Below are 12,809 nucleotides of genomic sequence, written 5' to 3' on the forward strand. Positions count from 1 at the left end.
CGCTCGAAAGCACGGCCAGCAGATGGCCCGCGAGCAGGTCGAAGGCGGTGCTCATGGCAGCGCCGCCAGGCCCGGCTTCGCGAGGTGCAGCACCTCGTAGATCGCTTCGCCGTCGGCCGGCTCGGGCGCGTCGGTCAGCAGCGTGAAGCGCACGATGCGCCAGGCGGCCAGGTCGAGCGCGCTCCAGGTCGCGACCACGCCGGCTTCCGGCTCGCGGGCCTGCGCGGCGAGCACCGCCGCGCGGTCGGCATCGGCGTCGAGCGTCTGTTCGCTGCGTCGCAGCCAGGCCGCGCGTTCGGTGCGAGCCGCGCCGGCGCGTGCATCGAGCGGCAGCCAGCTCTCCACGCTCGGCCGTCCGAAGCTGTCGATCACGTTCTGGAAGCGCTCGGTCATCAGGAACGAGGTCGCGGCCGCCGGTTCGCGCCACAGGTAGACCGAGGCGTAGAGGTTGCCGACGGCACGATGCCGTCCGCGCTCCTGCGAGACGAAGGCCTTGAACACCAGGCCCTCGGTGTCGTCCCACAGCGGCCCGCGCTGCGCCGCGCGGCGGCGGATGGCTTCCATGTCGTGGCCGGCCGGCAGCCGGTGCGAATACTGCATCGCGAACATCGTGTCGCTCCTTGCATGCTTTGTTGAAGATGCAGCAAGCTTGCGATGCCGGGCGGGCCGGTTGAAGGGGCCGAGCGATATAGCTGTGATGTGGCGGCGCAATGGCCGCGGGATGGCTGCGTGGCGGCTACGCCCGGCGCTTCGCGGCCTTCGGCGCCTGCGCGCGCAGTCCCTCGACCAGCAGGCGCCCCGTGGTCTGCAGGTGCTCCACGATCAGCGCCTGCGCGGCCTGCACGTCCTTGCCGAGCACCGCGTCGACCAGCGCCTGGTGCTCGCCGCGCACGTCGCGCTGGTCGCCGCCCAGTGGTGCCGACAGCTGCCGATAGCGCTCGCTCTGCTGGTAGAGCATCAGGTGCATGCGCAGCAGCCAGCCGTTGGGGCAGCCGCTCACCAGCGCATGGTGGAACTCGGCATGGGCCGTGGTCCAGTCCTCGCTCAGCAAGGTTCGCGGCAGCTCGTGTTGCAGCTCGGCCAGCCGCGACAGCCGGTGGTGGGCCGACACCACGCGGCCTTCCCATTCGAGGCCGCCGTGGCGGATCGCCTCGGCCAGGCACAGCTTCTCGATCTCGATGCGTGCCTGCACCAGGTCCTCGAGCTCGGGCTCGGAGATCGGGCTGACCCGGAAGCCGCGCGCGGGCTCCGACACCACCAGCGATTCGGCCTCGAGCATCGCCAGCCCCTCGCGCACCGCGCCCGCGCTCACGTCGAGCTCCTCGGCCAGCGCGGCGATGTTGAGCTTGGCGTCGGGCAGCAGGCGGCCGCCGACGATGGCGGCGCGCAGGTGGGTGAACACCAGCCGGGTCTGGCTCATGCCCTTGGTCTTCTCGTTCATCGCGTCCTTTCGCGCCGTGGCGTTGCGTTGGCCCGGATCATACTTGGCAGGCTTCTAAATCTATGATTCAATAAATAATATATTATTCGAACGAAAAACCACGGATCCACCCGCCCACTGGAGACACGCCGCCATGACAGACACCCCGCTTCGCACCGTCAAGAACCCGCCGCGCGCCGCGCTGCAGGCCGTGCATTCGCTCGACCGCTTCGTGTTCACCGTGCCCGACCTCGCCGAGGCCGAGCGCTTCTATGCCGCCTTCGGCCTCGATCCGCGCCGCGATGGCGGCCGGCTCGACCTCCACACCGTCGGCCATCCGCAGGCCTGGGGTTCGCTGTACGAAGCGCCGGGCCAGCCCAAGAAGCTGCAGTACCTGCGCTTCGCCTGCTTCGCGGAAGACTTCGACGCCATCGCCGCGCGTGCCCAACAGCTCGGCCTGCCGCGCTGCGAGGCCCATCCGCTGAGCGCGGGGCAGGGCGGCGAGGCCGGCCTCTGGCTGCTGCATCCCGACGGCTTTCCGGTGCAGGTCGCGGTGGCCGCCAAGAGCTCGCCCGAGGCCGCGAGCGAACGGGTGCTCGCGCCGCGTCCGCCGCCGGGCGTGGGCGCTTCGCTGAACCGTGCGCGCATCCCGAAGGTGCAGCCGCGCCGGCTCTCGCACGTGCTGCTGTTCAGCGCCAAGGTGCCGGAAGCGGTGCGCTTCTTCGAGGAGGCGCTGGGCCTGCGCGTCTCCGACCGCTCGGGCGACCTGATCGTCTTCATGCACGGCGTGCACGGCAGCGACCACCACCTGATCGCGATGGCCAAGTCGGGCGGGCCCGGCCTGCATCACCTGAGCTGGGACGTGGCCGACATCGACGAGGTCGGCCGCGGCATGGAGCAGATGCTGGCCGCCGGCCATGTGCGTGGCTGGGGCGTGGGGCGCCACGTGCTGGGCTCGAACTACTTCCACTACGTGCGCGACCCGTGGGGCAGCTACTCCGAGTATTCGTACGACATCGACTTCGTGCCCGGCGACTTCGACTGGCCCGCCGCCGACCATCCGCCCGAAGACTCCTTCTATGCCTGGGGCCCGCGCGTGCCCGAGGACTTCGTCACCAACTTCGAGATCGAGCCGGCGCCGCCGGCCGCCGATCCAGCCGCCTGATCCTTTCGCCTTCCCTTTCCTCTTTCACCCACCACAAGGAACTCCCATGCGCCTCCTGGCCTTTCAAAGCAGCGGCAAGCCCGCCCTCGGTCTTCGTCTTGGCGACGAAGTCGTGAACCTCAGCGCCGAAGGCCTGCCCGCCACGCTCGACGAGCTGCTGCGCGCCGGCCCCGAGGGCCTGGCCGCCGCGCGCCGCGCCGGCGAGACCGCGCGCAGCCGGCTGCCGCTGGCCGGCCTCGACTGGCTGCCGCCCGTGCAGTCGCCCGCCAAGGCGATCGCGGTCGGCCTCAACTACATCGACCATGCGGCCGAGAGCAAGTTCGACCCGCCGACCTACCCGGTGCTGTTCCACCGCTTCGCCTCCTCGTGGGTGGGCCACGGCAAGGCGCTCGAGCGCCCGCACGTCTCGACCCAGTTCGACTACGAGGGCGAACTGGTCATCGTGATCGGCAAGGCCGGCCGCTACATCGCCAAGGACCAGGCGCTCGACCACGTGGCGGGCTACTCGGTGTTCAACGACGGCTCGATCCGCGACTACCAGTTCAAGTCGGCGCAGTGGATGATGGGCAAGAACTTCGACCGCTCGGGCTCGTTCGGCCCCGAGTTCGTGACCGCCGACGAGCTGCCCGCGGGCGCCGCCGGCCTCAGGCTGCAGACCCGGCTCAACGGCCAGGTGCTGCAGGACGCCAACACGCGCGACATGATCTTCGACGTGGCGACCCTGGTGTCGGTGTGCTCCGAGCCCTTCGCGCTGCAGCCCGGCGACATCATCATCGCGGGCACGCCCTCGGGCGTGGGCCTGGCGCGCAAGCCGCAGGTGTTCATGAAGGCCGGCGACGTCTGCGAGGTCGAGATCGAGGGCGTGGGCCTGCTGTCGAACCCGGTGGTCGACGGGGCCTGAAGCCTCCCGGGCGTTCAGATGCATTGGTCATAGCCATATCGCAAACGCTTCGTTGGTGAGCGTGCGTCGACTCCCTACAGTGCGGCCTGCACTTTTCACAAGGAGTTACGCATGTCGATCCTGAGCCGCTGGTGGCGAGTCGCCTCCCTTGCCACGCTGACCTTCCTCGCGAGCGCCCCCGCGGCCTTCGCCCAATCCACGACCGAGGCCGGCGAGGCGCTGGTGTCGACCGAGTGGCTCGAGAAGAATCTCCGCAACGCCAAGGTGCGCGTGATCGAGGTCAGCGTGAACCCCGGCCTCTACGAGCGCGGCCACATCCCCGGCGCGGTCAACTTCTCGTGGCATAACGACCTCAACGACCGCGTGCGCCGCGACATCGTGAGCCAGGCCCAGTTCGAGAAGCTGCTGTCGGCAGCGGGTGTCGACAAGGACACCACCATCGTGCTGTACGGCGACAACAACAACTGGTTCGCGGCCTGGGGTGCCTGGGTGTTCGAGCAGTACGGCCTGAACAACGTCAAGCTGCTCGACGGCGGCCGCAAGAAGTGGGAGGCCGAGAACCGCACGCTCGAGAACCGCACGCCCGAGTACGCCGCCACCGCCTTCAAGGCGAGCCGGCCCGACCCGGCGCTGCGCGCGCGCCTGACCGACGTGGTGGCGGTGGCCGACGGCAAGTCGGACACGCGCCTGGTCGACATCCGCTCGGCCGACGAATACAGCGGCAAGATCTTCGCGCCGCCGGGCGCCGCCGAACTCGCGGTGCGCGCGGGCCACATCCCCGGCGCGGCCAACGTGCCCTGGGGCCGCGCGGTCAACGAGGACGGCACCTTCAAGTCGCCGGCCGAGCTGAAGGCGCTGTACGCCGCCGCCGGCATCGACGGCAGCAAGCCGGTCATCACCTACTGCCGCATCGGCGAGCGCTCGAGCCACACCTGGTTCGCGCTGCACCGCATCCTCGGCTACAAGAACGTGCGCAACTACGACGGTTCGTGGACCGAGTACGGCAACGCGGTCGGCGTGCCGGTGAACAACCCGAGCGGCACCGTCTGGGCGTCGAAGTGAATCGAGGAGCGAAGAAGAACGAGGAGGGTGCGTGAGTCACCAGGAGTTGGGTGGCCGTCCGCATCAAGCGCGGACGGCATTGGGCGAGCCTTCGGGCTCGTTTTTTTTGGATGGCACGGGCGCGGCGCGCTGGTCCGCGCTGGCCGCGGCCTCGGTCGTGCTGGTGCTGCTCGCGGCCGGCGTGCACCTGCTCGGCGAGCGCAGCGGCGGCCGCGCGCTGGCCTTCGCGCTGGGCATCGGCGCGGTGCTCGGCATCGTGCTGCAGCGCTCGCGCTTCTGCTTCTACTGCCATGCGCGCGACTACTTCGAGCGCGGCGACGCGCGCGGCCTGCTCGCGATCGTCGCGGCGCTCGCGGTGGGCACGCTCGGCATGCACGTGGTGATGAGCGGCTGGCTGCCGGTGCCGCAGCCGGGCCGGCTGCCGCCCGATGCGCACATCGGCCCGGTGAGCTGGGCGCTGGTGCTCGCGGGCCTGGCCTTCGGCGCGGGCATGGTGGTGTCGGGCTCGTGCATCAGCGCGCACTGGTACCGGCTCGGCGAGGGCTCGCCCACCGCGCCGTTCGCGCTCGCGGGTGCGGCGCTGGGCTTCGTGCTCGGCTTCAACACCTGGAACCCGCTCTACAGCGCGACCATCGCCACCGCGCCCGTGCCCTGGCTGCCGCATCACCTGGGCTATGCGGGCTCGGCGGCGCTGCAGCTCGCGGTGCTGGCGCTCGCGAGCGCGCTGCTGTGGCGGCGCTTGCCGCCCGCACGGAACGCTGCCGCGCCCGCGAGCTTCGGCGCCGCGCTGCGTGCGCTGCTGCAGGGGCGCTGGCCCTATGTCTGGGGCGGCCTCGCGGTGGGTGCCATCGCCGTGATCGTGGTGTTGCGGCTGCGGCCGCTGGGCGTGACGGCCGCGCTCGGCAGCGCGCGCGCGCGCGGCCGGCGAAGGGCAGGGGCCTGCTGCCGCAGCGGCTCGAGGGCCTCGATGGCTTCGCCGGCTGCGTCACGGCCGTGGCGCAGAGCCTGTGGCAGACGCCGAACGCGCTGCTGGTCGGCGGCCTCGTCGCCGGCGCCTTCGCGGCCGCGCTCGCGAGCGGGCAGTTCCGGCCCGCGTGGCCGCGGCCGGCGCAGATCGCGCGCGGGCTCGGCGGCGGCTTGCTGCTCGGCTGGGGCGCGATGACCGGCCTGGGCTGCACCGTCGGCAACCTGCTGTCGGGCACCATGGCCGGCGCGCTCTCGGGCTGGGTGTTCGGCGCGGCCGTGCTGTTGGCGGTCTGGGCCGGGCTCAGGCTGCGGCTGGGTACCTGAGCGGCATTCCAGGGCCGCGCATATCGAAGCACGCATTCCTTCTTTGTGCCGCGCCCGAGCCGGCGCTACGGTCGGTCCTCTTTTCTTTCTTGCAGCAGAGGACACGCGACATGGGCGCCAGGGATTTCGAGCGGCAGCTTCTTTCGGGCGCCGATGGCGGCACGCGCCATGAGGCCGACGTGCTGGTGATCGGCGGCGGCCCGGCCGGCGCCTGGGCCGCGGTGAGCGCGGCCGCGCGCGGCGCGCGCGTGCTGCTGGCCGACAAGGGCTTCTGCGGCACCTCGGGCGCCACCGCGCCCTCGGGCACCGGCCTGTGGCACGTGCCGGCCGAAGGCACGGCGCGCGAGGAGGCCAAGGCCAGCCGCTTCGCCATGGGCGGCCAGTTGGCCGAGCACGCCTGGATGGACCGCGTGCTCGAGCAGACCTGGCGCAACGTCGAGACGCTCAAGGAATGGGGCTATCCGTTCCCGGTCGACGACCAGGGCGCGCTGCGCTGCACCTCGCTGCAGGGCCCCGAGTACATGCGGCTGATGCGCAAGCGCGTGAAGGCCGCGGGCGCGCGCATCCTCGACCACAGTCCGGTGCTCGAGCTGCTGGTCGACGAGCACGGCACCGTCTGCGGCGCCATCGGCGTGAACCGGCAGACGGGCGAAAGCTGGGTGGCGCGCACTGGCGCGGTGGTCATCGCCACCGGCGGCTGCGCCTTCCTGAGCCGCGCGCTCGGCTGCAACGTGCTGACCGGCGACGGCCAGCTGATGGCGGCCGAAGTCGGCGCGGCCCTGTCGGGCATGGAGTTCTCCAACGCCTACGGGCTCGGCCCGGCGTTCTCGTCGGTCACCAAGTCGCTGTTCTACAACTGGGCCACCTTCTACACGGCCGACGGCGTGGCGATCGAGGGCGCGGGTTCGTCCAAGGGCCGCGGCGTGATCGCGCAGACGCTGCAGACCCAACCGGTCTACGCCTGCCTCGACCGCGCCGACGCGCAGATCCGCGCCTGGATGCGCACCGCGCAGCCGAACTTCTTCGTCTCCTTCGACCGCCAGGGCATCGACCCCTTCACGCAGCACTTCCCGGTCACGCTGCGGCTCGAGGGCACGGTGCGCGGCACCGGCGGCCTGCACCTGGTGGACGACAGCTGCGCCACCACCGTGGCCGGCCTCTATGCCGCGGGCGACGCGGCCACGCGCGAGCTGATCTGCGGCGGCTTCACCGGCGGCGGCAGCCACAACGCGGCCTGGGCGCTGTCCTCGGGTTTCTGGGCCGGTGCCGGCGCGGCCGACTTCGGGCGCGATGCGCGCGCGCGTTCGCAACGCGCGGCCCTGCGTGCCGGTGGCGTCGCGCTGGCCACGCGCGGCGCGCAGGCCTGGGACAGCCAGGCCGTGGTGCGCGCGGTGCAGGCCGAGGTCTTTCCCTACGAACGCAACTGGTTCCGCGAAGGCGACGCGCTGCGCGATTCGCTCGCGCGGCTCGACGCCCTGTGGGAGCGTCTGCGCCAGGGCGCGCCCGCGGCCAGTGCCGCAGACGCGGTGCGCGCGCGCGAAGCGGCCGCCATGCTGGCCACTTCGCGCTGGATGTACCGCAGCGCGCTGCAGCGCACCGAGACGCGCGGCATGCACCGCCGGCGCGAGCATTCGGCCATCGATCCGAGCCAGCGCCATCGCCTCCTGAGCGGCGGGCTCGACGAGGTCTGGGTGCAACGCCACGCCGTGCAACGGCGCGCCGAGGAAGAGGTGGCCGCATGATCGAACTCATCAGCGCCGAACGCTGTACCGCCTGCAACATCTGCGTGAGCGCCTGCCCGACCAACGTGTTCGAGGCCGTGCCCGGCGGCCTGCCGCGCATCGCGCGCCAGGACGACTGCCAGACCTGCTTCATGTGCGAGCTCTACTGCCCCGAGGACGCGCTCTATGTCGCGCCGATCGCCGACCGCGGCGCCACCGCCGAGGAGCGCGACGTGGCCGCCCAGGCGCTGATGGGCAGCTACCGCCGCGACATCGGCTGGGGGCGCGGCCGCCAGTCGACGGCCTCGGCCGACGCCAGCTTCGAACTGCTGCGGCGCGCGCACTGATGGCGGCGCCCGTCGATATCCGCCGCCGGCGGTTGCTGCGCGGCGCCGTCGCCGCAACCGCTGCCACGCTGCCGCTGTTCTCGATCGCCCAGGGCGCACCGGGCGCGGGCGTGCTGCGCCTGGGCTACATCGGTCCGGGCAGGAAGCCCGCGGCCGCCACCGGCTGGGCGCTGCGCCAGGGCTTGTTGCAGCGCGAGCTCGCGCCGCTGGGTTTCAAGGAGGTGGTCACGCGCAACTTCCCGAACGGACCCGATCTCAACGAAGCCTTCATCTCGGGCGTGCTCGACGTCGGCATCTACGGCGACACGCCCGCCGTCGTCGCGCGCTCGCGCGGCCTCGATGCGCGGCTGATCGGCTTCGACACCGTGGGCATGAACGTCTGGCTGCTCACGCCGCGCGACGGCGTGCGCAGCGTGCGCGAGCTCGAGGGCCAGGCCATCGGCGTGGCGCGCGGTTCCTACATGCACCGCTACGTGCTGGGCCTGCTCAAGGAGCATGGCCTGCAGAAGTCGGTGAAGGTGATCCACATGTTCCCGCGCGACGGCGAAGCCGCGCTCGACCAGCGCTCGATCGCCGCCTTCGCGGCCCAGATCGACGTCGGGCCGCTGCTCGCATCGCGCGGCTACCCGGTGATCGACGAGGCCGACCGCCATCCCACCCTGCGCGGCACCTCGGTGATCGTCGCCTCGTCGAAGCTGCTGGCCATCGCGCCCGGCCTGCCCGCCGCCTGGACCCGCGCGCGCCGCGCGGCCATCGCCGAGATGCGCGCCGACAGCGCGGCCTACTACGCCTTCCATGCCGAGGTCAGCGGCTTCCCGCTCGATGCGGTCAAGGCCTCGCATCCGCTGAGCCAGTACCCGGAGTCAGCCTATCCCGCCGAGGGGCTGGGGCTGATCGAGGAGGTGAAGAAGTTCCTGCTGGCGGAGAAGCTGGTGACGCAGGACTTCGCGTTGGGGCAGTGGCAGTGGGCGTCGCGCGAGGGCGCAGAAGGCTGAATGCCTCCAACCGTTCGGGCTGAGCCTGTCGAAGCCTCGCGCGGCGCTTCGACAAGCTCAGCGAGAACGGTTTTTGAGCGGCTGCGTGTTGGCTGCCCGTCCTCACGAATGGCAGACCAACCCATCCTTCAACAACGTGATCTCGAACTGCAGATTCCCCGCACGCGCCCCCCGCGCCTGCGCGAGCGTGCCGTCGGCGCGCCAGCGGCGCAGCGCGGCGGCGATGTAGTCGCGCGACACGGCGTCGCCGGCCGCGAGCCGCACGGCCGCGTCGGCCGGCGCGCGCAGGTCCTGCGCCACCGGCTTGTAGAAGCGCCATTCCTCGTTGCCCATCAGCCGCTCGAGCACCTGCGCGTCTTCGGCCAGCGCCGCGCATTCGCCGGCCATGAAGGCCGAGGCCGCATGCACCGCCGAGGGATAGTTGCGTGGCTGCGCGCCGTAGCGCAGCGCCACCGCGCCCGCGTAGCCCGAACCTTCGCCGACGCAGACCGAGGCGCCGCGCAGCGCCTCCTCGTCCTGCACGCGGCCGCGGCGCAGCGCGACCACCTGGCCGCGGCCGGTGTCGTAGCTGCCGGGCGCGGCATCGATGCCGGCGCCGCCCTCGTCGGTGCGTGCGCCCTGGGCCGGCACGCCGGCCACCAGCAGGTCGACACGGCCGTCGCGCAGGGCTTCGTCGCGTTCGTCGGGCGCGAGGCCGACCAGCACGGCCTTCACGCCGAGCGAGGCCGCGAGCTCGCGCGCCAGGGTGGCGTCGAAGGCATCGGGCTCGGGCGGCGTGGGCGAGCCGGGCGGGGCCGGGCGCGGATAGCGCCGCACGCCGACGATCAGTTCGCCGCGCGCGATCGCGCGTGCGAGCACCGGGCCCTTGGGCAGTTGATTCAGCGGCGTGGCCAGCGCGGGCACGGCCAGCGGAGGCAGCCACGCGAGCCAGGTCGCGGGGCCCGACAGGCCGCGCTCGCGCGGCGCGTTGTCGGCATTCGGCCAGGCACCGCCGGCGGCGGCCAGCGCGGCGACCACCGCGAGCACCGGACCGGCCGCGACCAGGCTGGGCCAGCGGCCGATGCCGTCGAGCAGGCCGGCCACGGCGGAGGAAGGACGCGGGTTCTCACTCATCGAGGCTCAACCCGCGCCGCCAGCGCAGCAGCCGGCGCTCGAGCAGCGCCAGCAGGTAGTTCAGCAGCAGCCCGAGCACCGCCAGCAGCAGGATGCCGGCATACATGGTCGGGATCTGGAAGGTCTCCTGCGAGTTGAGCGTGAGGAAGCCCAGCCCCGAGTGCGCGCCGATCATCTCGGCCGCCACCAGCGCCGTGATGCTGTAGGCACCCGCGAGCCGCACACCCGTGAAGATCGAGGGCAGCGAGGCCGGCAGCACCACCTTGAAGAAGACGAAGCGGCGCGAGGCGCCCATCGACAGCGCGGAGTTCACGAGCAGCCGGTCGACCTGCTTCACGCCGCTTACGGTGCTCAGCAGCACCGGCCAGAACGAGGCCCAGAAGATGATCGCCACCTTCGACAGCTCGCCGATGCCGAGGAACAGGATGAAGACCGGGAACAGCGCGAAGGCCGAGGTCTGGCGGAACAGCTGCAGCACCGGGTCGACGATGGCCGCGAGCCGGCGGAAGCCGCCGATCAGCAGACCCAGCAGCACGCCCGCGCCGCTCGCGAGCACCAGGCCCCAGAGCGAGCGCTGCAGGCTCGCGGCCACGTGCTTCCAGAGCTGGCCGTTGTCGAGCAGCTGGCCGATGCTCGCGAGCACGGCCGAGGGCGGGCTCAGGTAGGCGTCGCTCACGATGCCCAGGCGCGGCAGCGCTTCCCACAGCGCGAGGAACAGCACGATGCCGGCGGCGCGTTCGGCGAAGCGGCCCGCGAACCGGGCGAAGCGCGCCAGCGTGCGGCGCGGCGCGGGCGCGGCGGGCGCGCCTTCGAGCACGGCGCTCACGAGACCACTCCCTCGAGGGAACGCGGCTTCAGCCCGACCTGCACCTCGTCCTTCAGCACCTCCCAGGCGCGCTGGCGCAGGGCCGCGAACTCGCTCGAATGGCGCAGCTCGGCCGAGCGCGGTCGCGCGAGCGGGATGTCGATGATCGCCTTGATGCGGCCGGGCCGCTGCGTCATCACGGCCACGCGGTCCGACAGGTAGACCGCCTCCTCGAGGCTGTGCGTGATGAAGACGATGGTCTTGCGGTACTGCTCCCAGATGCGCAGCAGCTCGCCCTGCAGGATCTCGCGCGTCTGCGCGTCGAGCGCGGCGAAGGGCTCGTCCATCAGCAGCACGTCGGGCCGGTAGGCCAGCGAGCGCGCGATCGCCACGCGCTGCTTCATGCCGCCCGAGATCTCGTGCGGATAGCGTTCGCCGAAGCCGTGCAGGCCCACCAGCTCGAGGTACTCCTGCGCGGTGCGGCGGCGCGCGGCCTTGCCGATGCCGCGGATCTCGAGGCCCACCGCGATGTTGTCGAGCACCGTGAGCCACGGGAACAGCGCATAGCCCTGGAACACCACGCCCTGGTTGCGGTGCACGCCCGCGACCGGCTGGCCGTCGATGGCGATGCGCCCGCCGGTGCGTTCGGTGAGCCCGGCCAGGATGCCGAGGAAGGTCGACTTGCCGCAGCCCGAGGGGCCGAGCACCGAGAGGAACTCGCCCTCGCGCACGTCGAGGTCGAAGCCTTCGAGCACGCGCACGCGCTCGCTCGCGCCGCGCGCCGCGTAGTCCATGCGCACGTCGCGCGCCGAGATCTTGATGCCGCTCATGCGCGCGCCGCTCAGGTCTTCGCCGCGGCGGGCTGCGAGGGTGCCTGCGCGTAGGGGTTGAACTCGTTCGTGTAGACGTCCTTCACCGCCACCTTGCCGGCCGGGATCTTGCCCTCGGACTGCAGGATGTCGACGTAGTACTCGATCGGCGGCTCGGTCACCACCAGGTCCTCGACGTAGGCGTAGCGGTCCACGTTCTGCAGGTCCATGTTGATGCGCTTGGCGACCAGCTTGCGCGCTTCCTCGGGATTCGCGTTGACCCAGTTGCCGGCCTTGGCCAGCGCCGTCACCACGTCGCGCACCGCCTCGGGATGCTCGCGGATGAAGCGGCCGTGCGCGCTGTAGGGCGCCATGCCGCCGAGGCCGCCGTCGAGGTCGAAGTCGCTCCACAGCCGCACCAGCGCGTCGGCATGGTCGGCGCGGCCCGAGAAGGGCGCATGGATGATCGCGAGGTCGGTGTTGCGCGTGACCAGCGTCTGCTCGGCCTGCTCGTCGGGCACCACCACGAAGTTGATCTTGTTCACGTCCACGCCATGCTGGCGCAGGTACTTCTTGGTCACGAACTCGGCGCAGGCGCCGAAGCTGTTGAAGCCGATGGTCTTGCCCTCGAGGTCCTTGGGCTTGGAGATGCCCGAGTCCTTGCGAACGAAGTACTTCATGTGCGGCGCTTCCTCCAGCGTCTTGCCGCCGGCCGCCACCACCTTGAGGTCGGCACCCGAGGCAATGGCCGAGATCACCAGCGGCACCATGCGGCTGCCGAAGTCGATCTCGCCGGTGCCCACGAGCGGAATGATCTGCGGCGCCGCGATCTTGCCCACGTACTGCGGCCGCGTGTTCGTGCCCTCGAAGTAGCCGAGCTGGTCGGCCAGGTAGATCAGGTCGAAGGAGGGGTTGTCGGGGTACTTGAACGCGACCTTGTCGCCGGTCTTCCTGACGATGGCCGGCGCGTCGGCCGAAGCGGACTTCGCCTCGTCGCGCGAGCAGCCCACGAGCGCGGCCGCGCCGAGCCCGCCGAGGCTGCCGACCGTGCCCAGCGAGACGAGGGTTTGCAGCAGGCCGCGGCGCGAGGGCGCGCGCAGCGCATTGGTTGCGAATTCGCGGGAGGGGGAGAGCTTCTCGATGGACATGGCGACCGGCAGCGGAACTGCCTCTGAACAGGG

General features: G+C 71.5%; 12 protein-coding genes and 1 pseudogene. 7 read left to right on the forward strand and 6 right to left on the reverse strand.

Features of this window, described 5'->3' with window-relative positions:
• Positions 1 to 51: 51 nt before the first annotated feature.
• Entirely contained in the window at positions 52 to 609 is a 558-nt protein-coding gene (locus tag INQ48_12915; GenBank protein QRF60056.1) for a DUF4865 family protein, read from the reverse strand.
• Between the two features lie 127 nt (positions 610 to 736).
• A complete protein-coding gene (locus INQ48_12920) occupies positions 737 to 1,441 on the reverse strand; it encodes an FCD domain-containing protein (GenBank protein ID QRF60057.1) in 705 nt (234 codons plus the stop codon).
• A gap of 133 nt (positions 1,442 to 1,574) precedes the next feature.
• Between INQ48_12920 and INQ48_12925 the strand changes: the two genes are divergently transcribed.
• The 7 genes and pseudogenes from INQ48_12925 to INQ48_12955 all read left to right on the forward strand — a co-directional run bounded on the left by INQ48_12925 (position 1,575) and on the right by INQ48_12955 (position 8,901).
• The gene (locus INQ48_12925) at positions 1,575 to 2,585 is read left to right on the forward strand and encodes a VOC family protein (GenBank protein ID QRF60058.1); all 1,011 of its coding nucleotides are present in this window, start codon (positions 1,575 to 1,577) and stop codon (positions 2,583 to 2,585) included.
• Positions 2,586 to 2,631: 46 nt separating this feature from the next.
• Positions 2,632 to 3,486, forward strand: a complete 855-nt coding sequence (locus tag INQ48_12930) for a fumarylacetoacetate hydrolase family protein (GenBank protein ID QRF60059.1) — start codon at positions 2,632 to 2,634, stop codon at positions 3,484 to 3,486.
• A 111-nt stretch (positions 3,487 to 3,597) separates the two neighbouring features.
• Complete coding sequence (locus tag INQ48_12935) at positions 3,598 to 4,548, forward strand: sulfurtransferase (GenBank protein ID QRF60060.1); 951 nt, start codon at positions 3,598 to 3,600, stop codon at positions 4,546 to 4,548.
• Positions 4,549 to 4,627: 79 nt separating this feature from the next.
• Positions 4,628 to 5,838, forward strand: a pseudogene (locus tag INQ48_12940) (YeeE/YedE family protein).
• A 110-nt stretch (positions 5,839 to 5,948) separates the two neighbouring features.
• Positions 5,949 to 7,580 (forward strand): FAD-binding protein, encoded by a 1,632-nt coding sequence (locus INQ48_12945; GenBank protein QRF60061.1) that lies wholly within the window; start codon positions 5,949 to 5,951, stop codon positions 7,578 to 7,580.
• A complete protein-coding gene (locus INQ48_12950) occupies positions 7,577 to 7,906 on the forward strand; it encodes a 4Fe-4S binding protein (protein QRF60062.1) in 330 nt (109 codons plus the stop codon). Before INQ48_12945 ends, INQ48_12950 begins: the two co-directional genes overlap by 4 nt.
• Complete coding sequence (locus INQ48_12955) at positions 7,906 to 8,901, forward strand: ABC transporter substrate-binding protein (protein ID QRF60063.1); 996 nt, start codon at positions 7,906 to 7,908, stop codon at positions 8,899 to 8,901. Before INQ48_12950 ends, INQ48_12955 begins: the two co-directional genes overlap by 1 nt.
• A 102-nt stretch (positions 8,902 to 9,003) precedes the next feature.
• Here INQ48_12955 and INQ48_12960 read toward each other — a convergent pair whose 3' ends face one another.
• From INQ48_12960 to INQ48_12975, 4 genes are read right to left on the reverse strand one after another with little or no spacing between them, the layout of a single operon-like run.
• Entirely contained in the window at positions 9,004 to 10,014 is a 1,011-nt protein-coding gene (locus INQ48_12960; GenBank protein QRF60064.1) for a transporter substrate-binding domain-containing protein, read from the reverse strand.
• Complete coding sequence (locus INQ48_12965; protein QRF60716.1) at positions 10,007 to 10,789, reverse strand: ABC transporter permease; 783 nt, start codon at positions 10,787 to 10,789, stop codon at positions 10,007 to 10,009. Before INQ48_12965 ends, INQ48_12960 begins: the two co-directional genes overlap by 8 nt.
• Positions 10,790 to 10,836: 47 nt before the next feature.
• Positions 10,837 to 11,649: an ABC transporter ATP-binding protein gene (locus INQ48_12970; GenBank protein QRF60065.1), complete on the reverse strand. Its 813-nt coding sequence runs from the start codon at positions 11,647 to 11,649 to the stop codon at positions 10,837 to 10,839.
• A gap of 11 nt (positions 11,650 to 11,660) precedes the next feature.
• The gene (locus tag INQ48_12975) at positions 11,661 to 12,776 is read right to left on the reverse strand and encodes an ABC transporter substrate-binding protein (protein ID QRF60066.1); all 1,116 of its coding nucleotides are present in this window, start codon (positions 12,774 to 12,776) and stop codon (positions 11,661 to 11,663) included.
• Positions 12,777 to 12,809 lie beyond the last annotated feature (33 nt).

The organism is Variovorax paradoxus (assembly GCA_016806145.1).
Classification (GTDB): domain Bacteria; phylum Pseudomonadota; class Gammaproteobacteria; order Burkholderiales; family Burkholderiaceae_C; genus Variovorax.